Annotated in this window: 23 protein-coding genes; 5 read left to right on the top strand and 18 right to left on the bottom strand. The window is 34.4% G+C overall.

Annotation, left to right across the window (positions count from 1 at the left end; all coding sequences use genetic code 11):
• Positions 1–28 precede the first annotated feature (28 nt).
• The 9 genes from CD172_RS10875 to CD172_RS10915 form a co-directional block, all read right to left on the bottom strand.
• Complete coding sequence (locus CD172_RS10875; RefSeq protein WP_103346372.1) at positions 29–664, bottom strand: FusB/FusC family EF-G-binding protein; 636 nt, start codon at positions 662–664, stop codon at positions 29–31.
• Positions 665–940: 276 nt separating this feature from the next.
• Positions 941–1,384 (bottom strand): Na+/H+ antiporter subunit G, encoded by a 444-nt coding sequence (locus tag CD172_RS10880; protein WP_060552382.1) that lies wholly within the window; start codon positions 1,382–1,384, stop codon positions 941–943.
• Positions 1,359–1,661: a monovalent cation/H+ antiporter complex subunit F gene (locus CD172_RS10885; protein ID WP_037566390.1), complete on the bottom strand. Its 303-nt coding sequence runs from the start codon at positions 1,659–1,661 to the stop codon at positions 1,359–1,361. Before CD172_RS10885 ends, CD172_RS10880 begins: the two co-directional genes overlap by 26 nt.
• Positions 1,658–2,140 (bottom strand): Na+/H+ antiporter subunit E, encoded by a 483-nt coding sequence (locus tag CD172_RS10890; RefSeq protein ID WP_037566388.1) that lies wholly within the window; start codon positions 2,138–2,140, stop codon positions 1,658–1,660. The genes CD172_RS10885 and CD172_RS10890 overlap by 4 nt, the downstream gene beginning before the upstream one ends.
• Positions 2,137–3,639 (bottom strand): Na+/H+ antiporter subunit D, encoded by a 1,503-nt coding sequence (locus tag CD172_RS10895; RefSeq protein WP_103346373.1) that lies wholly within the window; start codon positions 3,637–3,639, stop codon positions 2,137–2,139. The genes CD172_RS10890 and CD172_RS10895 overlap by 4 nt, the downstream gene beginning before the upstream one ends.
• Positions 3,629–3,976 (bottom strand): Na+/H+ antiporter Mnh2 subunit C, encoded by a 348-nt coding sequence (gene mnhC2 / locus CD172_RS10900; RefSeq protein WP_037566386.1) that lies wholly within the window; start codon positions 3,974–3,976, stop codon positions 3,629–3,631. The genes CD172_RS10895 and mnhC2 overlap by 11 nt, the downstream gene beginning before the upstream one ends.
• The gene (locus CD172_RS10905; RefSeq protein ID WP_037566385.1) at positions 3,973–4,398 is read right to left on the bottom strand and encodes a monovalent cation/H+ antiporter subunit B; all 426 of its coding nucleotides are present in this window, start codon (positions 4,396–4,398) and stop codon (positions 3,973–3,975) included. Before CD172_RS10905 ends, mnhC2 begins: the two co-directional genes overlap by 4 nt.
• The gene (locus tag CD172_RS10910; protein ID WP_103346374.1) at positions 4,385–6,769 is read right to left on the bottom strand and encodes a DUF4040 family protein; all 2,385 of its coding nucleotides are present in this window, start codon (positions 6,767–6,769) and stop codon (positions 4,385–4,387) included. The genes CD172_RS10905 and CD172_RS10910 overlap by 14 nt, the downstream gene beginning before the upstream one ends.
• A gap of 23 nt (positions 6,770–6,792) precedes the next feature.
• Positions 6,793–7,344: a tyrosine-type recombinase/integrase gene (locus CD172_RS10915; protein WP_037566382.1), complete on the bottom strand. Its 552-nt coding sequence runs from the start codon at positions 7,342–7,344 to the stop codon at positions 6,793–6,795.
• A 143-nt stretch (positions 7,345–7,487) separates the two neighbouring features.
• On the opposite strand from CD172_RS10915, the gene sroA reads away from it, so the two are divergent.
• Together sroA and CD172_RS10925 are read left to right on the top strand one after the other, a co-directional pair.
• Positions 7,488–7,691 carry a sigS mRNA-stabilizing protein SroA gene (gene sroA / locus CD172_RS10920; protein ID WP_037566381.1) on the top strand — a complete coding sequence of 68 codons (204 nt, stop codon included), beginning with the start codon at positions 7,488–7,490 and terminating at the stop codon, positions 7,689–7,691.
• Positions 7,692–7,706: 15 nt separating this feature from the next.
• Positions 7,707–7,922, top strand: coding sequence for a DUF2922 domain-containing protein (locus CD172_RS10925; RefSeq protein ID WP_060552377.1), 216 nt, complete (start codon positions 7,707–7,709; stop codon positions 7,920–7,922).
• 252 nt (positions 7,923–8,174) lie between these two features.
• Here the strand turns inward: CD172_RS10925 and CD172_RS10930 are convergent, their stop codons facing one another.
• Positions 8,175–8,399, bottom strand: a complete 225-nt coding sequence (locus CD172_RS10930; protein ID WP_103346375.1) for a hypothetical protein — start codon at positions 8,397–8,399, stop codon at positions 8,175–8,177.
• Positions 8,400–8,619: 220 nt separating this feature from the next.
• Between CD172_RS10930 and CD172_RS10935 the strand changes: the two genes are divergently transcribed.
• The 3 genes from CD172_RS10935 (at position 8,620) to sarA (ending at position 11,632) form a co-directional block, all read left to right on the top strand.
• Positions 8,620–9,543: a DMT family transporter gene (locus CD172_RS10935; RefSeq protein ID WP_172616728.1), complete on the top strand. Its 924-nt coding sequence runs from the start codon at positions 8,620–8,622 to the stop codon at positions 9,541–9,543.
• A 527-nt stretch (positions 9,544–10,070) separates the two neighbouring features.
• The gene (locus CD172_RS10940; protein ID WP_085622161.1) at positions 10,071–10,967 is read left to right on the top strand and encodes an efflux RND transporter periplasmic adaptor subunit; all 897 of its coding nucleotides are present in this window, start codon (positions 10,071–10,073) and stop codon (positions 10,965–10,967) included.
• A gap of 293 nt (positions 10,968–11,260) precedes the next feature.
• Complete coding sequence (gene sarA, locus CD172_RS10945; protein WP_037566374.1) at positions 11,261–11,632, top strand: global transcriptional regulator SarA; 372 nt, start codon at positions 11,261–11,263, stop codon at positions 11,630–11,632.
• A gap of 160 nt (positions 11,633–11,792) precedes the next feature.
• Here sarA and CD172_RS10950 read toward each other — a convergent pair whose 3' ends face one another.
• The 8 genes from CD172_RS10950 to CD172_RS10985 form a co-directional block, all read right to left on the bottom strand.
• The gene (locus CD172_RS10950; RefSeq protein WP_037566372.1) at positions 11,793–12,509 is read right to left on the bottom strand and encodes a hypothetical protein; all 717 of its coding nucleotides are present in this window, start codon (positions 12,507–12,509) and stop codon (positions 11,793–11,795) included.
• 177 nt (positions 12,510–12,686) lie between these two features.
• A complete protein-coding gene (locus CD172_RS10955; RefSeq protein WP_060552373.1) occupies positions 12,687–13,193 on the bottom strand; it encodes an SA0570 family protein in 507 nt (168 codons plus the stop codon).
• A gap of 91 nt (positions 13,194–13,284) precedes the next feature.
• Entirely contained in the window at positions 13,285–14,085 is an 801-nt protein-coding gene (locus CD172_RS10960; protein WP_085622163.1) for an alpha/beta fold hydrolase, read from the bottom strand.
• Positions 14,085–14,789: an HAD family hydrolase gene (locus CD172_RS10965; protein ID WP_060552371.1), complete on the bottom strand. Its 705-nt coding sequence runs from the start codon at positions 14,787–14,789 to the stop codon at positions 14,085–14,087. Before CD172_RS10965 ends, CD172_RS10960 begins: the two co-directional genes overlap by 1 nt.
• 162 nt (positions 14,790–14,951) lie before the next feature.
• On the bottom strand, positions 14,952–15,914 hold the full coding sequence (locus tag CD172_RS10970; protein ID WP_103346379.1) for a FecCD family ABC transporter permease: 963 nt from the start codon (positions 15,912–15,914) through the stop codon (positions 14,952–14,954).
• Between the two features lie 4 nt (positions 15,915–15,918).
• On the bottom strand, positions 15,919–16,800 hold the full coding sequence (locus CD172_RS10975; RefSeq protein ID WP_103346377.1) for an ABC transporter substrate-binding protein: 882 nt from the start codon (positions 16,798–16,800) through the stop codon (positions 15,919–15,921).
• A gap of 135 nt (positions 16,801–16,935) precedes the next feature.
• A complete protein-coding gene (gene argS, locus CD172_RS10980; protein ID WP_037566367.1) occupies positions 16,936–18,594 on the bottom strand; it encodes an arginine--tRNA ligase in 1,659 nt (552 codons plus the stop codon).
• Positions 18,581–19,006: a YwiB family protein gene (locus tag CD172_RS10985; protein WP_037566366.1), complete on the bottom strand. Its 426-nt coding sequence runs from the start codon at positions 19,004–19,006 to the stop codon at positions 18,581–18,583. Before CD172_RS10985 ends, argS begins: the two co-directional genes overlap by 14 nt.
• Positions 19,007–19,444 lie beyond the last annotated feature (438 nt).

Below are 19,444 nucleotides of genomic sequence, written 5' to 3' on the forward strand. Positions count from 1 at the left end.
TTATACATGTTACTAGAATACAACTCGCTTACTTTGTTTGCTCAATAAAATGATACAACCGTGTAATGTCTTCTAATTGACCATTGCATGCCACACTATCATAGCAAATGTAGTCACCCTTTTTTGTGTACGTTCCTTCTTTTTTATTATGTTTAGATTGATTTAGAAATAAAGAAACATACGATTCAGCATTACATATCTTACAAAATCCTTTAACCTTAGTTGGAGAGAGGTCACCATACATACCTTTAAGTTGATTGCCCTCTCTATAAACAATGTATTTTCGATGAGACGCTAAATCATTCCAACCTAAAAATGTTGTCTCTTTGAGATCTATATGGTCAGTCTCCGGTAATTTAAGTTTTTTCACTTTGCGAAAACACTTATGCAACGCGTTAGAGGTTGGCAATTCAAATGCCTCTACATGTACTTTTAAATTTTCTAATAACATGGATGCTTTCTTTTTCGTCAAAGTCACATCATCGATTTGATTGATAAAATCATCAATATAAATATGTTGTGCTTCGAAAATCTCTTTAATTTCATTAAATATGATTTGTTTTTGCATCGCGTGAGTTTGAATATCATTCGTTTTATATAATCGTATAAGTTGATTGACGCGCTGTTTTACTTTTATAAATTCATACGCTTTAATTTGATTCATTTCTCATGCCTCCATTTTATTGAGAAGTACTTTAAGAAATGAATATTTGCCCTAAAGTACTTCAAAATTTGTAATGAATGTACTATGGCGTATGATATAAGACACATTAACATGTCTCATACAATCATCTCCTCGTATAATAATACACTTTATTATATCAGTTTCATTAGACGAGTGATATCATCAAGGATTAATTTCGAATGGAGGAGACATGAACTCAAACCAAGTTTTAAACACATCAATTGCACGCGTTAGGTATCAACCCATTAACATCATTTAATCGTCATCTAGCCGTGAATAAACTTCTTTACGACGTTTGGCTCGCTTTTCCACTCTGATTTGACGTTTGGCTTCATCATCTAAATCCGCTTTGTTAAGATCTGCATCTTCTTCATTTGTCACATGTTTTTGATACATATATGCGCCAGTTCGATAAGCTGCACGGGAAATCAAATGACCACCTACCGGAGAAGTGATATTAATAAAAACCAATGCTAACAATGTGCGGACACTGACATAACCTTGTTCAAATATAAAATAGATAAATACACCTAATAACGTTAATAAAACGGCCAGCGTAGAGGCTTTGGTCGCGGCATGAATCCGTAAAAACACATCTTGGAAGCGAACTAACCCCACTGCACTAATAAGTGCAATGATACTCCCAGCAAACACTAAAAAAGCGGCGAATAGTTTAATGATGTCGTTTATTGTTTCCATTAAACACATTCCCCCCTTCTATAAAGCGAGAAATAGTTACGGAACTTAAAAATGATATAATCGCGATTAAAACGACCGAATCTAAAAACGAGAACGTTTTAAACAATAAACTAAGGACACCTACTGTGGACATTAATATCGCACTGATCGCATCAAATGCGACGACACGGTCAGCCGTTGTCGGTCCTTTTATTAAACGAAACAACACTACAACAAGTGAAATTGCAAAAATAATTAACGCACCGGATAAAAGTAACTCTGTCACTGTTGAAATCATTTCGTCACCTCCACAATAAGTTCCTCATATTTTTTAATACTTCTTAATAATTGTTTTTTCTCTTTCGCTGTAATATCAATCGCGTGGATCAGAAATACATTCGGATTACGGTTCACCCTAATGATTGTTGATCCTGGCGTAATAATGATAAGTATCGTTAAAAATGTAATTTCCCAATCTGTATCTAATTTCGTTTCATAAGATACGAGTCCTGGATCCATTTTATGCGTCTTAAACAATACATAATTGATGATAGAAAATGTAGATGTTACTAATTGATATAAGTATGTCATTAAAAATTTAAAGGATACCCATATCTTTTTAGGATAAAACTCTTGGTCGAAAAACTTATGAAGCAAATAAATAATGATTAAACCGATCATATATCCCACTGCAAATGTAGGAAACTTAAACGCATCTTCATCTTGAAAAAGTACCCAAAGCATAGCTATCATAATATTTAAGGCGATTTGTCTCATTTAGCATCACCTCTTAACTCGGGATTAACCATTTTTATATATTGATTTACGTTCATATTCATAGCAGTTGCACGTTCTGTGACTTGCATGATTACAGGTGCTGCGAGTCCAATTATTAAAACCATCCACGTCATTATCATAATGATGCGTTTACGAACAGGTCGTATAGGATGGAAAGTAATTTCAGCGCCCTTCTCTTGATTGCCTGCGTACATATAGAAAAACACTCTAAATAAGCTATACATACCTACTAGACTCGTTAGAATCATTAATGTTAATCCTATATAGTGTCGATGTTCAATAGCACCCATAAAAATAAATAATTTCCCAGGAAATCCACTGAATGGTGGGACACCACCAATTGCCAGTGTTACAACGATTAAGGCGATACCTAACCAAGGTTCTTTTTGCGCTAAACCTTTCAAATGACGATATTGACGATAACCTGTCGTATACACAATAATACCTATAACAAAAAACAATAAAGCTTTAACAACAATATCATTCACGAGGTAAAAAATCGCACCATTCACACCATGAACCGTATGAGTTCCTAGACCTAAAATAACAAAACCGATGGATAGTACAACTTGATACGCAGCAATTTTCTTAATATCTTTATACGCAACAGTACCGACTGCACCAATCACCATTGTGATACACGCCATAACAATGAGTAGAGGCTCTGTAACATCATTACTTTGATTGAAAATCAGTGTGAAAAAGCGTATAAGTGCATAAGCACCCACCTTTGTCATTAAGGAAGCAAATAACGCGGCAAGTTCAGTGTTTAACACGGCATAAGCTTTAGGAAGCCACATGAATAACACTAAAGCCGCTTTTGAACCAAAGGCCACAATAAATGACATCGCGACTAAATGTATCGCAGTCGGATCCTCAAGTTCATTAATGCGCATCGCTATATGCGTATAATTCAAAGTTCCTAGTTGACGGTATAACAAACCAATACCTATTAAAAAGATCCATGAACCAATGACATTGAGTACGACATAAATGATACTTGCGCGCAATTGTTCAACTGATTGCCCCAGCGTAACAAGTACAAATGATGCTAATAACATAATCTCAAACATCACGTATAAATTGAATAAATCTGCAGTTAAGAAAGACCCTACAACACCGACCGTTAAAAACAAAATAAAGGATGGCAAGTAATAACGATTGGCACGCTTTTCACCTCGACCGAATCCAAACCCTATAATCATAAAGACGACAAAATGTGTTGTAGTAACAAGTAATAAGCTCAAAGGATCCCCAACATATTGGATGCCAAATGGTGCAAACCATCCTGAAAAATCCAATTTAAGCGGTTGATGATACATCACATAAATCAACAACATTAAAGACGAAATAAATGATATAAAAAGGATGACCAACGCAATCATACGTGAAATTTTCACTTGTTTATTCAACATCACTAAAATTAATGCCCCTACAAGTGGTAATAAAAATGGAATTGCTAACATATTATCGTTCATCTTCTTCACCACCTGTTAAAACATTAATTTCATCTTCTTTTGTCACTTTAAAGGTACGATACACTAATACGAGTAAAAATGCGGTAATCGCAAAACCGATAACAATAGCCGTAAGTACAATCGCCTGTAACAATGGATCCACAAAATCTTCTTTACCCGTAACAATTAACGGTTCTGTCTTATTCGCTGTGTATTCTCCCATACTCATAATAATCAGATTGCCTGCATGTGTAAAAATCGCGATACCAATCACAATTCTAATCAAATTTTTGGATAGAATCATATACGTTGCAATAAAAACTAAAAAGCCTATTGTGAGGAGTAATATAATATTCATGATCTCCCCCCACTCAATGATAAAATCGTAGTGACTACCACACCCACGACACTGAGTGTGATACCCGCTTCAAACAATGTAATTGTAGAAAGATGCACTTCACCAAAATAAGGAAAACTAAAATATGCATCAGCTTGATATAAAATGTTTTTACCAAAGAACACGGGAACCAGTGCTGTTGTAAGTGATACAAACGCACCCAATATCATCAATTTTCTAAAATCGATAGGTAACGCTTCAATTACACGTTGAACATCAAAAGCTAAAAACATTAATATAAATGCAGAACTCAATATCAAACCAGCTATGAAACCACCACCTGGATTGTTATGCCCGGCAAAAAAGAGATAGAAACCGAAAGTCAAAATGATAAATATGACAATACGTGTGACGGTTTTTAAAACTAAATCATTCTCTTTCATCTTGTCCCCTCCTATCTCTAAAGTTGAGTAACGTATAGATACCTAGTCCTGCAATAATTAATACCAATCCTTCAGCCATCGTATCGAGTGATCTAAAATCACCTAATATGGCATTGACGACATTTTTACCACCAGACTTTTCATAAGCATCGTGATAGAACACAGATATGGTTTCTAATGCACTCGCTTGTTGAATCATAAATACAAAACCTACGACGGTAAGTGCAGTGATTAAGGATACGATGATTTTTACAGATTCTCTTTTCATATTAAAGGTACCACGCGGAATATTGGGTAATCTTGAAAAACTGACAATAAAAAGCACAGTGGTAATCGTTTCTGTCACAAGCTGCGTTAATGCTAAATCTGGAGCACGCATGAGTATAAAGAATAATGCAACAGCATAACCGATCCCACCGGTTAAAATAACCATCGTAAGACGTTGACGAATAAAAATTAACGCAAAACCAATAACTATAACGGTAATTAATAAAAGAACATGAAAAATATGATAGTTCGTAACATCAATACGATACATTTCAGGTACACCTACACGTATCAAGCCATATACGTTAATCCCAAAATAAATCATTAGCGTGAGAATAATATATGAGTTAAGTCGATTATTCATCAACGTGCGTAAACCATAACCTGAATAAGCTTCTAGAGACATATATGATTCCTGATAAACATTAAGACTAGACCAACGGCTTTCTTTCGATTGAATCCATGAATTCCAGTTGATACATAAGACACTGAGTGTTCCAATGATGATAATCAATACACTCATGATTAACGGTAGTGTCACGCCATGCCATTGGGTTAACTTTGGTGCATACGTTGCTAGAGATTCGGATGCAACAATTGTGGTAAATGCTGCTTTTAAAACAGTATTTCCTATAAGTTGTGGCATTATAAAAAATAAAGGTAAGCCTAAAGCAGTGAACACTGCCGGTAATACAAAATATTTCGGCTCATGAATAGATTTATTCGTTTTCAACTTCCCAAAAAACGTCTCTTTAATCATATTTAATGAATATATGAACGTGAAAATACTCGCAATAAAACCAATTAAGGTGATAACAATCGTTGATAATAGATTAAAATCTTTAAATTGATACGCCTGAACAAGCCCCTCAAAAAACATTTCCTTACTAAGAAATCCATTTAAAAATGGCACGCCGGCCATGGCAAGCGCTGCTAACGTCATGACTACCATCGTTATTGGTAGTACAGATTTTAAGCCTCCAAGTTCACGGATATCACGTGTTCCTGTTTCGTGATCAATTAATCCGACACTCATAAATAACGTCCCTTTAAATAACGCATGATTAAACAAATGAAAAAGCGCTGCAAATAAGACATATGCATAGGCTTCACTCATGGCAGGTTCCGTTGCTGTCGCAATACCACCGCCGAGACCAACCATTGCTGTAATCATGCCCAGTTGGCTAATCGTAGAATAGGCAAGAATACTCTTAAGATCATATTGACGAACCGCTACGATAGCACCAAATATCATCGTTAACAATCCAATTCCCGTCACTATATAAATGTAAAAAGTACTTTGACCTAATATCGGTGTAAAACGCAACAACAGAAATATACCCGCTTTGACCATTGTAGCTGAGTGTAGATATGCACTGACCGGGGTCGGTGCGGCCATTGCTCGTGGTAGCCAAAAATGGAATGGCCATTGTGCCGATTTAGTGAATGCACCGAGTAATAACATCAAAACAATCGGAATAAAGAGCGAATGTGACACAATTACACGTCTTTGAGCAATGAGTTCAGTAATGGTGTTTGTACCTGTTACGACATAAAGCATAATAAATCCAACCAGCATCGCTAAGCCACCAAATACTGTAATCATAAATGAAGTAACAGCGCCACGTTGACTCTCAGATTTGTCAAACCAATAGCTAATTAATAAAAATGAAGAAACACTTGTTAATTCCCAAAAGACATATAACAAAATGGTATTATTCGAAAGTACAATCCCCAACATGCTAAACATGAAAAGGATTAAATACATGTAAAAACGTGGTAAATCATTATGTTTATGAGATAAGTATTGGGTCGCGTAGAAAAAGACTACGATGCCAATTACAGATATTAACAGTCCAAAAAATAAACTTAATCCATCAAGCCTAAAGTCTATATTGATATCATAAGCAGGTAACCATTTTAAGGTGTATGTGACGTATTGATGATTGAGGACATTGGGTATGTGTGTAATAAAAAATAAAGAGGCTACAATAGGTGCTAATAATGCGATATAACCTGGCCATTGTTTAAAATCCCACTTTATCATAATTGACAAAAATAGAATCATTAGAATTAAAAATATCATTAATCCTATAATGTGCATAAATCATCCTCCCTTGTTTAAAATTATAAATTTAAGGCGATTGTGGTATTGATCTCTTTCTTAGTAATACCGATAAATTTCATCGTTTCATATGAAGTTTGATGCCCTAAATATTTTTGAATAATTGAAATGGATACACCGGAACGATACGTATGATAAGCAAATGTTTTACGTAACGTCGTCAATCCAATATGTTCAATCCCTACTCTAGTTGCGGCAGCATTAATAATACGATACGCTTGTTGGCGACTTAAGCCTTTTTTAGTGCGCTTAGATTGAAATAACAAATCGTCACACTGCAACTTCTCCTGATCAATAAACCACTTCAATTCATTTCTTAACTTCTCTGGTATAATGACGCGAATTTCTTCAGATGAACTCGCAACCCAAACATGGACGATTTCATGATGGTCGTTATAAACATCTTTCACCGCAAGATTTAGAAGTTCGTTTAATTTGATTCCTGTATGAATCGCAAACTTAAACAATAAGTAATCTCGCATAGATTGACTTTGCAAATAGACATACATTTTATGAATATCAGATTTATCTCTAATTGGATCTACAAAATTCACTTATCACACCTCATTTAATGTTTCTTATACAATGATATAATATATTTTTGTAACATTAAAGGGTTAAGTTCAAATTTTTCAAAAAAGTTTTGACCTTTTGCTTCTTTTTTAACGATATATAAAGTGAAAGGAGGTCAGACATCATGAACAATTCAAATTTAACACTTATTCTGACACAAACCACTTTATCACCGGAGGGAAAAGCTACTAAAATGAGCCGTCGATTTAATCAAATTAAAGGCTCTGCCACGACACAAGAATTGCTTTCATTCGCTAAAGTGATTGAAGCTCTGACTGGTGAACATTATGACACTATTGAAACTGTAAAAACTGAACAAATCGGATAATTCTGGAGGTACTCAATGAACACTAAAACATTAGAAATCACATTTGAGAATGCATTACAAAAGCCCTTTAAGTTTCAACTTCCTAAGTTAGCAACGACGATTACACGAGAGCTCGTAGAAATTCAAGCGGACAAGATTGTTAAATTAAATATTTTAAATAACAATGGCACGCCGATTACAAAAGTTAAATCTGCACAGTTGATAGACCGCAATATTACAGTATTGTTCTAGATTCATATTTCAAAACATCGTCACTTCCCCTTAAATCCCCAGCTTCATAGCACTTATGCTTGATGTCAAAATTTTTAATAAAGATTTTGATATGAAAGTAAAAGTATTATGATCACACAAATACAGTGCAGCATTTCCTTATATGTATTTTAATAGCCTTCAAAGTTCATTTTAGAATGAATTTTGAAGGCCTTTTTGTTTAAGTAGCATCACAACTGATTAAGCATATTATCGTATGATGAATACAATATGTTATTCAAGTATCCTAACCTTTTCCCCATAAAACACTTTTGATGTGTCAATCGTTTTACATACTATGTATTTGTCATATACTTCACATACGCGTGCTATAATTTGATAAGGTGATTCCACGCGTAATACTTCTACGTAATCATTACTTTGGAATGCACCCTCGACGGCATTGTTTACGATAAACTTTTCTTCATTAATCAGTCTTACCACTTCAAACTCAGACAACAAAAATCACCGCACTCTCTTTAAGTTATTACTATCGTACTAAAACTTGTACATACCATGTAAACTTTAATAGAAATTTATTTTAATCTTTACATTCATTTAATAAGCTTAATACCTTTAGTGCAGTCCCATTTTTCACTTGTCTATATGCCGTTTTAAAATGTGAAAGACATCTTTTATAAATTAAATGCATCATATTACAAACAAAGGAGCTATTATGATTTTCGTTTTAATGTTACTTACACTTTTAGCTGGTACAGTGATTCCTATTCAAACATCCATTAACACACGTTTACGTCAATATACGCAATCTGCATTTTACGCATCTACAGTGTCTTTTTTTACAGGAACGTGTGTTTTAGCGATCATCATTATACTATCGCAACCCCAATATTTTTCGCTCAATATATTCAATTCCTATACGCTTGATTATCGATGGATTATTGGAGGATTAATGGGGGTCATCTTTTTAACAGGTAACCTTCTTTTACTCCCGCGTATTGGTGCGTCTTTGACCGTGATCACAACACTTTCGGGTCAAATGATGATGGGAGTGATTATTGATACGTTCGGCTTGTTTCAGATGCCAGTGCAAACCATAACGGTTCTCAAAATCGTTGGCTTTTTCATTCTTATACTTGGCATCCTATTGATGAACTATCAACCTAAATCAGCGGTAGACACTCGTCAAAAAAACGTCATTTGGATGCTTATTGGCATCATGTTTGGATTTGCGCCCCCCATTCAAACAGCTGTTAACAGCAGCCTAGGTCAGCTCACGCACTCATCTTTATTTGCAGCTTTTGTTTCATTTTTAGTAGGTACATTCACACTTATGCTATTAACCCTTATCGTGCATCGCCGTTTCAAAATCATCACGCACCACGATACTTACGGACCCTTACGCATATGGCATTTTATTGGTGGACCACTAGGTGTTTTATTTGTTACAACGAATATCATCGTGGCGCCTCTATTAGGCATCACCATAACGTTAATCATCGTTATGTTAGGTCAAATTGTTATGGGGTTATGCATCGATCATTTTGGATGGATGGGAATGACCAAACGTTCCATTGATCGCCAACGTCTAGTTGGGCTTTTATGTATCATTACAGCTATTATCTTGATTCAGTTTCATTAACGAACTAACCCCTTTCAACCATCAGTTTCGCCTGTCGGGGCTGGGACATAGCAGACCTTTTAATAAAAAATAAGCTAACAAAATTCCTTTATACATGAACTTTGTTAGCTATTATTTATCTATATAAATCGATTTCGTCTTAGTGATGAACACTATGATGCATTGTGATTAATCCCTTAGCCGAGACTTCTGAGGCATTGAGCCGCAACCGAAAATCCATTTTGAGGTAAGGCGCCTAGAAAAGCGAGGCGTTAGGGACAATCATAGGTTTAATGATCTATGTCACATTCCAAGACGAATTACTTTTTTCAAACCAGTAATTCTTATTCAAAAACTCAGAAAATTAGATATAATCTGTACAATTTGAAAAGTTTTATATCAAATGGAACACATTATCAAGATTTTTTTCATTTTTCTCGAATGTTGTTTTAATTATATTTAGAATTCTGTTTATAACCACCATACTTCTATTGCACAAAAACATTATTAGAGTATAATTTTCATCAACTACATTTCGAGGTGATAAAATGAAAAAGTCCTTTATCCTCTTTATTTCATCAAGTTTAATTTTATTAATTTTAATTCTAAGCATTTCTGTTTATTTTATTTACCAACTAAACAAACCAAATATTCAAACGATACGTGCCACGTTCACATACCCTCAATATTTGAAAGGCATTGTGCAATCTGACTATAACTATATATTAAAATATAATGAGAATTTAGGTTTTGTTCAAGATATTCATGTGAAAGATAATGAAAAAGTAACTATAGATCAACCATTAATCACCTATCACAATCCCTCGAAAATACCTTTGATTCACGCTTTAAATCAATTATTATCCTCTCAATTAAACGCCAACCAAATCTTCGAAATCAATAAAGAAATTATACAACTGAAATCAGATTTGTATCATACAATACCATCACCTGCAGAAGGAATCGTGCGTTTGCATGAATTTGTTCCAGACAAAAATAAAGAAAAAATTTTAGAAATATCATCTAAAGAACAACATATTCTGGTTAAAGTTCCCGAACATTTATATACAAAATTTAAAAAAGCGCAACCCGTTACACTCCGTTCTACTTTAATGGATAAAACCGTTAAAGGCACTGTAGTATCAACACATTTCACCCCTACATATTCCCCTGAAATTTCTAGAAAAACGTACTATTTTATTAAAATTAAGACACCTAAAACCTACCCTATTGGCACTCATTTTGAAGTCCAATTTTCAAAGCCACAAATGATATTACCGCGTGACATTTTACTGGATGAAAATTCCGTGTTGATTTATAAGAAAAGCAAATTGGTTAAACGAATAATAAGTTATGATAGAATAAATGAGCAACTTATAATTAAGAATGGAATATTTGCAGGGGAGAAAGTCGTACGATATCCACATGAAATAAATGCGCACTAAAATAGAGAAGCATGATCATGTTGCTTTAAGGTGACGGAATCCACTATTTTACAAAAAATTTGTTTCATATAGAGTGCGGTTAAGCCTTCTTAGTTTACAATCAAAAATAATTTGGTTATAATTACAATCTAATTGCACTTAAATCAATTCACAAGCAATAATATCAATAACTTTTTAAAAGAAGGTATAGATATTTCATTTGTAATTAATAAGTAAAGGGTTTCATTAATCTGTCTTCCAAGACAGTTTTGAAAAATATATCCAAGGGCAATGAAAAATGGGAGGTTATGAACATGGCTGTTACTAGAGTAAAAGATTGTTTCGAATTATTATCAATGGTTACGTACGCAGACAGATTAAAAAGCGTAATCAAAAAAGAGTTCCAAATTAGTTTTGAGGAGTTTGCAGTATTAACTCACTTAAGCTACCGCATCGAAGACGAATATTACCTTAAAGATATTATTAACAACTTAAACTACAAACAACCACAAGTTGTTAAAGCGGTAAAGAACTTATCTCAAGAAGGTTACTTCAACAAGCGTCGTAACGAACAGGATGAGCGAACTGTTCTAATTTTGGTAAACGATGAACAACGTAAAAAAATCGACGAATTGTTAAATCGTGTAAACGAAACAATCAAAAGCACCGACATTAAACCACAATAATAAAAAAGTACCACTTCACCTAACCGATGTGAAGTGGTACTTTTTTATATTGAACTGAACCTTATAGTTATCGAAATCGATCATTTTATAAACTAACATTCGATTGAGTAATGTTTGTAAACGTTCTAAATTATGAGTTTAATTTAATGCGACGCGCCCATTAAACTTGTTTTTTTGACGAAAGTTCAATCGTGTAAAAAATAATAAGGACAAGAATCATCACCCATATTGCGATAGAGATGAGTTGTGCTGCTTGAGGATCTCGTATGATGATATCTACCGTTTTTTGCACGAGTAATAAACCCACACCCGTATATTCTAAACGTTTACGATATAATCCCCATAGAGTAAAAAACATGCCAAAAACTGCGATAACAAGATGCGTATATTGTGTGACAATATGGATGCCTAATGTAATATCAAATGTATTCATTCCGATAAGCAACATAGCGACAACTGCTAATATTAATCCTATATAACTTTCAAGGCGATTTTGATAAAGATAACTTTTACGCATAATGCGTGAATAAATCGTTACAGAAATCGGCAATAAAACTAAGATATATAAAATAGATAAACCTGTAGCCGCACCAAATGGTACCAGTTGCTTATCGTAAAGATAAGAAATCAAGATAAAGTTTATAATAAAAAAGACTACTGGATTAAACTGTAATGTGAACAAATTTTTTTGAATCGTTAATATAATTTCAGCAGTCGATTTTTGACGATACTCTATATAATCTACACCTTGTTTTTCAGATTTCTGTATATCTTTTCTCAAATTTTCTTTAACATCATCTATTAACGTCGTGGTTATCCCTTTATGCGTGAGATAATCTTCCACGTTATCTATTAAAGTGCGATCATTCGGTCTCATAAGTGCCTCCAACATCAATACTTATGTTCGGTGGAAGGACAGTGCCCGTACCCGAAACCATAAGTATAAAGTGTCGTTATACATAAATCAAAGGAAGTGAGACTAAGAAATCTAAAGATGCTCTCTAACGATTTCAGCCCCACTGTCCCCAGTCATGATAATCAAACATCAATGTGTTTATCCTTCAAGATCAATTCTGTACAATTTGATGACTTTGTCTTTAGGTGATGTAGATGCAAATTGATATGAACGTTTCCCATCAATAATAAAGCCACTGTTACCTGTTACTTTATTATAATGTTCACGTGTCACAGCCTTATCACTTACATTCTTTTTAACCTCTTTGTAAGTTGGGCCATTTGCTTTGTTATAACTCATTGAGATACGTGTCACTTTCGCATTTGCGCTACTAGAATTCGCTGTGACAATCATTGTTCCCTTAGATGTATGGTACTCATAAAATTGTTCAGAACCAAATCCTGCTTGTGTATGAATACCTTCACCTTTGACACGAATCACGTCTGCCATATTTTGACCGATTTTAACACCTTCAACTGTTTGATCACCTTTTTGTAAAGCTTTTACAGATTGAATGGTATTGCCTTCCATCGCAGAGGCAGATCCTGTTGCTACTCCTGACAATGTTAAACCAGTAATAAGTACAGCGATGACGAGTTTTTTCATAAAGCACACGCTCCTTTTCGTTCTTTCGATTCTGTGCTCACTACTAGTATACACGAAATGTCATTATAATAACAGTTATATTACAAAAAGATTACAAAACATTATCTTTCACATTATTATTTGTAAATGTTTTTAGTGTTTTTAAAAATCGTTCTTTTTCTTCAACAAAAGGATACACGCCTGATTTTTTAAATAGATGAAATTCAGAATTTGGAATTAAGTCTGCGACGTCTTTTGATTCAATTGGTGTAACACGCTCATTGGCATTACCTGCAATGACGAGCGTTGGCTTCTTGACTTGCATCGTCAATTGTTTAATGTCCACACTTTGAAATGCTTGATCGACTGCACGTTGTTCATAATCCGTGAGTAGTTCCGCTGAATTATCTACCCCTTTTAAAAATTTGCGCACTTTATTTTTAGCGTAATACAAATGTTTTTCAAAAAACTGCTCTTGGTCTGCCTTATCCCACGTTCTGATTTTTTCGGCATATTTTAAAAATAAGCGTTCTTTAGGCAATAAATCGTTACTAACGGTTGGATTAATGAGCACAAGTTCTGTGACCTTATTTGGATAGCGTACTGCTAAATCCATGGCAACAATACTTCCTAATTCATTTGCTACAATCATACTTGATTTTAAATATAAAAATTCCATCAGCTCATTAATATCTTGCGCAAAAGCTTGAAATGCAATGCTTAAAGGTTTGTCAGAATAACCGTGCCCCCTTAAATCAATAAGAATCACTTGATAATGACGTGATAATCGTTTAGAAATGTCTTCAAACACGGTATGATTCATATGAATTGTGTGAATCATAATAATCGGTTCTCCATGACCCATTGAACGATAGTATAAAGCTGTACCATCTGATGTACGAAATAATTTCATTATTTTTCATCCCCTCTCGGTATATTCAAAATATCTAATATTTCTTCTAATGTAGAGATTTCATAATCCATTTCTGAAGCTAATGGCTCAAGGTCTGATTCTCCTTGTTTATGACGATACCATACACTCACCATTCCCATAGCTCTAGCGGGCGCCACATCATTTAAAGCATCATCACCGACATACACAACCTCTGAAGGGTCTACATTCAACTTTTCGATGATATCTTCATAAATGCGCGGATGAGGTTTTCTAAAACCTACCGCTTCAGATGTCGACAGATGATTGACGTAATCTTCAATCCCTAACGCATAGACACGATAATGTTTAATACTTGATTTCCCATTAGCAATTATACCGATTTTATAGCCAGCTTTTTTCAACTTTTGTAGTGTATATGTGGTGTCATAAAATGGAAATACATAGCGATAAAAATGCATTTCAAAGTCATGAAACAAATCTTTCCAACTAAGTCTATCTACATTAAATTGTTTAATGATTTCTTTATACACGTCTGGTTTATCATGATCTTCATCATCATCTAGCTCAATAAATTTATTACGATAATCAGAAGCTTGAACACGCACTAAGTAGTCGTGAAACCGTTCATACTGTTCCTCTATAAATTTATCTCTAGATTTTTTTCGATCAAGCAACGTTCCTTCTAAATCAAAAATAATTGCTTTAATATGTTTTAATTCCATTATGACGACCTCATTACTTTTAAAAATTAATCCTAGCTACGAAATTTATTAATGTAATAGTAGCATACCTTCATTTTTTCTAAAATTAAAGTACGTACACATTGTGTATACCTATCAACTACGGTATTAAATGCTGATTGAAGTGGCATATTTTTGCGTGTCCTATATATTGGTGCTATGTTGATGCCGGTTTTTTTGTTCTATAACCAATATATAAAACATTAAAGGAATCCCGATTAACGCTAAAACGATACTTGCCGGCAGTTGCGTAGGACTTAATAACTGACTTCCTAATACATCTGCAAACACCATCACAGTACCACCTATAATCAGATTCAAAACCATTTTAACCCCTAAATGACCTCGACTCGTACGCTGAACAAATTGCGGTATCACGATGCCTATGAACCCAATGACCCCGACGTAACCAATAATGACTGCAGAAAGTAATGTTGCAATAAATAATGTGATGAAACTGAGTTGTTGCGTTTTAAGTCCTAGACTTTGACTAGACAAGTCATTAAGTTGTAGCAACTTTAATTGAGGTAATAACGCTGAAATGATGCTTATGACACATAAAAGTACGCTACCTATGATGATAACTTCTCTCATTTCCGCTGCTGAAAATCCACCGAACATATAATTTAATATATTTTGTAATTTTTGTGGGTTCATTTGAACTAAGAGATACAAAATGGCATTCATTAACGCGCCTACCATAATTCCTGATAAAATTAACATTTTAGTTGGGTATCCCCACGATACAACATGCGCTATTAGAACTACAACGAAGAGCGAAACCACTCCAAATAATATGGAAATAGGTGCAATCCATAAAAAAGATAACCCCAAAAACACAGTGAGTGCAGCCCCTAGTGTCGCCCCACTTGCTAAACCGAGTGTAAAACTATCAGCAAGGGGATTGTTTAAAATAAGCTGAAACAAAAAACCTGCTAATGTTAACCCCATCCCTGATAAAAGTGCGAGTAAAATCCGAGGCAAACGTACCTCAAAAATGATTGTTGACGCATAAGGGCTTGACCAATCCATAAAACTACACAAGCTGTAAATGGTGATACCGATTAAAAGAAAGCCCCATAAACTTAAAGTTATGAGGTCTTTCATCATATTATTTTTCATATATCGCATCACTCAGTTGCTTCATTGCCTCATCAATGCGTGGACCTGGTCGAGATAACACATCATCGTTTAATGCAATAATTCGGTTATTTTTTACAGCGTTAACCTTATTAAAGCCGCCACGTTGTGCCACGAGTTGTTGATACTCTTTAGTGGATACTCCTGATGTCGTAATCATCACATCTGGATTTTTTTGGATGATTTGTTCTTTACTCACTGTAGGCCACGCTTGTTGATCGTGAAAAACATTTTTAGCATGCAATTGTGTTAACATGTCATCCATAAATGTCTTTTGACCTACAGAATAAATTTCAGGCTCTGAAGCAATTTCAATAAATACATTTGGATTGGTTTTTTTCTTTTTCGTTTGTTTTGTAATTTTGTCAATATTTGCTTGCGTTTCTTTAATTAATGCTTGAGCTTCTCGCTCTTTATGCGTCACTTTTCCTATTTGTGCAAAGCTCTCATACATATCTTTAATAGAGTGTGCATCTTTAACATAAACCACATTGATGCCACTATGCTCAAGACTTTTTAACACCTTCCCTTGAGATGCTTTTTGTGATTCATGTGCGAGAATAAGATCGGGTTGTGCTTTTATCAGTGATTCTTTATTTAATTTCATCGCATCAAATTGCGTTTTTTCACGTACGTCTTTAGGATAATCATCAACGGTTGATACGCCTACCACATGTTTACCTAACCCTAATTCATATAAAATTTCAGTATTACTCGGCATGAGTGAAATAATACGGTTAGGCACTTTATCTGAAGTTTTACCAGATTGTTGCGATTGATTTTGGTTAAAACTACATCCTGATAACATGATGATTACCGTCAAAACAAAAACAATGACACGCTTTAAATTCATGTGCTCACTCCTCATCTGATTATTCACAAATTATAACAAATCCCGCGTAAGATACCACTATTATTTATAAAATGCCAACAAAAAAATGATGCACGTTGTCGTACATCATTTTTTCTGTAGAATTTTAGATTAATCTTACATACGTTCTGGTGCAGTTACACCAACTAGAGTTAAGGCATTACGTAATGTAATACGTGTTGCAGTGATTAACGCTAAATGCGCCTTTGTTTTATTTTCATCGTCAGTTAACACTTTTTCAGCATTATAAAATCTATGGAAATGTGCAGATAAATCTTGAATATAGTTTGTCACACGTTGTGTTGCGCGTGCTTCAGCAGCACCTTCAATCATTGGTTCAAATTCTGCAATCTTTTTAAGCAATTCAATCGCTTTATCATTCGTGATCGTTGTGTAATCCAAACCTTGTTCGACATGATACCCTTTTTCATCCGCTTGTCTCAAAATTGAACAAATACGCGCATGTGCATATTGTGCGTAATAGACAGGATTATCTTGAGATTGTTGTTTCGCAAGCTCCATATCAAAATCAAAATGTGTATCAGGACTACGCATAGATAAGAAATAACGTGCGGCATCAATACCTACTTCATCCATAATATCTCTTAAAGTGATTGCATTACCAGTACGTTTACTCATCTTAACTTCTTCGCCATTTTGCATTAAACGTACCATTTGCATGATTTGAATTTCAAGACGTTCTTGATCCACACCAAACGTTTCCACCGCTGCTTTTAAACGATTAATATATCCGTGATGGTCAGCACCAAACAAATTGATTAACTTATCATTTCCACGTTGAATTTTGTCAAAATGATATGCAATATCTGGTAAGAAGTACGTATAAGAACCATCTTGTTTGATTAATACACGGTCTTTATCATCATTGAAATCTGTTGTACGTAGCCACGTCGCGCCATCTTTTTCATAAATATAGCCAAGGTCAGTGATTTTTTCTAATACAGCTTTAATATCACCTTTTTCATATAACGTTGTTTCACTAAACCAATTGTCGAAATGAATATTGAAATCAGCCAAATCTTTTTTCAATTTTTTCATTTCATATTCCACACCTAATTGTCTAAATTGCTTAATACGTGTGTCGCTGTCTAAAGATTTTAGTTCAGGCTGCGTCGCCGCTAAATCTTCACCAATTTTCTTAATGTCTTTACCATGATAGCCATCTTTTGGCATGTCTACTGATTCACCTAAACTCTGAAGGAAGCGCGCCTCAATGGATTTTGCTAAATTCGTAATTTGATTCCCTGCATCATTAATGTAATATTCTCGTGTCACGTCGTATCCAGCCGCTTTTAAAATATTACATAACGTATCACCTACTGCTGCATTACGCGCGTGACCGATATGTAAATCCCCGGTTGGATTGGCAGAGACATACTCCACAAGGATTTTTTCATTTTTAGGGACGTCTGCATAGCCAAAACGTTCATCTTTTTCCATTGCTTGATCGATGACTTCATATAGATAACTTGAATCTAAATAGAAATTAATAAATCCTGGTCCAGCAATGTCAATAGACTTTACATGCGCTTTCGTCGCATCCAAGTTTTCAACAATTAGCGTCGCAATTTCCCTTGGATTACGTTTTGCAATCTTCGTTAAAACCATGGCGATATTTGTAGAATAATCACCATTTTTCTCGTCTTTTGGTATTTCAATTTTAATCGCTGGTACGTCATCTGTAATACCGGCTTGCTGAATACTTTTTTTAATTTCATCAACTAATGTTTGTTTGACTTGATCAATTAAGTTCATCTTTTATCTCCTTATATTTTATTTCATATTGATACGTGCCCATTTTGTCATCATCTTGGTATAACTCATAATGAATTTTTAACTTTCCGCCAGCTTCATCTACAAAATGAATAATGCTCAATGTATTGACCATCAACAACATTTTACCTTCAGGAATATGGTAAAACGTTTTCGTAGGTTGACCTTCTTGGAAATGTAACGTCATATTAATGTCGCCTTTACGAATAATTTTAATAGCATCTGGCGCAATCTTAACAGTTACATTGACGTTTACTTCATCAACTTGTTCATTATAACGGATAAATGTCGCATTTTTTTCAGTGAGTGTCCCTTCAAGTTGGTTCACAAATTTCTCTTTGCTGTCATCTTGTTTCACAATTTGGAGTGTTTCTATCCTCACATTTCTTTCCAATTCGCTTCACCTTATCTCTATAAATAATACTCATAATTATAACATAATGGTGTAGGGAGAAAAAAGAAGCAAAACGATGATGGAATGTTGACATTCGGTCCCAATACCAAAAGCTTCGTGAACTCAACCATACAGAGCGATTAATTTTAACTCTTTCTCTTTTATATTTATTCATATAAATAAAGGTGAGGACCTAAACATTCTTAATTTTAATTGTTCCTAATACCTAACTTTTCATGGCACCTTACCACAAAATGAATTTTCGATTTCGGTTCAATGCCTCAGAAGTCTTGGTTAAGGCCTCGTTTGAATTGATAATTGTGAATTCATCTATTTACTTTCACAAAGATTAAAGTATCTATATAGAAAATAATAGCCAACAAATTTCTGATATGCTCCCTATAAAGTAGACACTTAAAAAGTGAAAACTTTATAGGG

The sequence above is a fragment of the Staphylococcus agnetis genome (assembly GCF_002901865.1).
Taxonomy (GTDB): Bacteria; Bacillota; Bacilli; order Staphylococcales; family Staphylococcaceae; genus Staphylococcus; species Staphylococcus agnetis.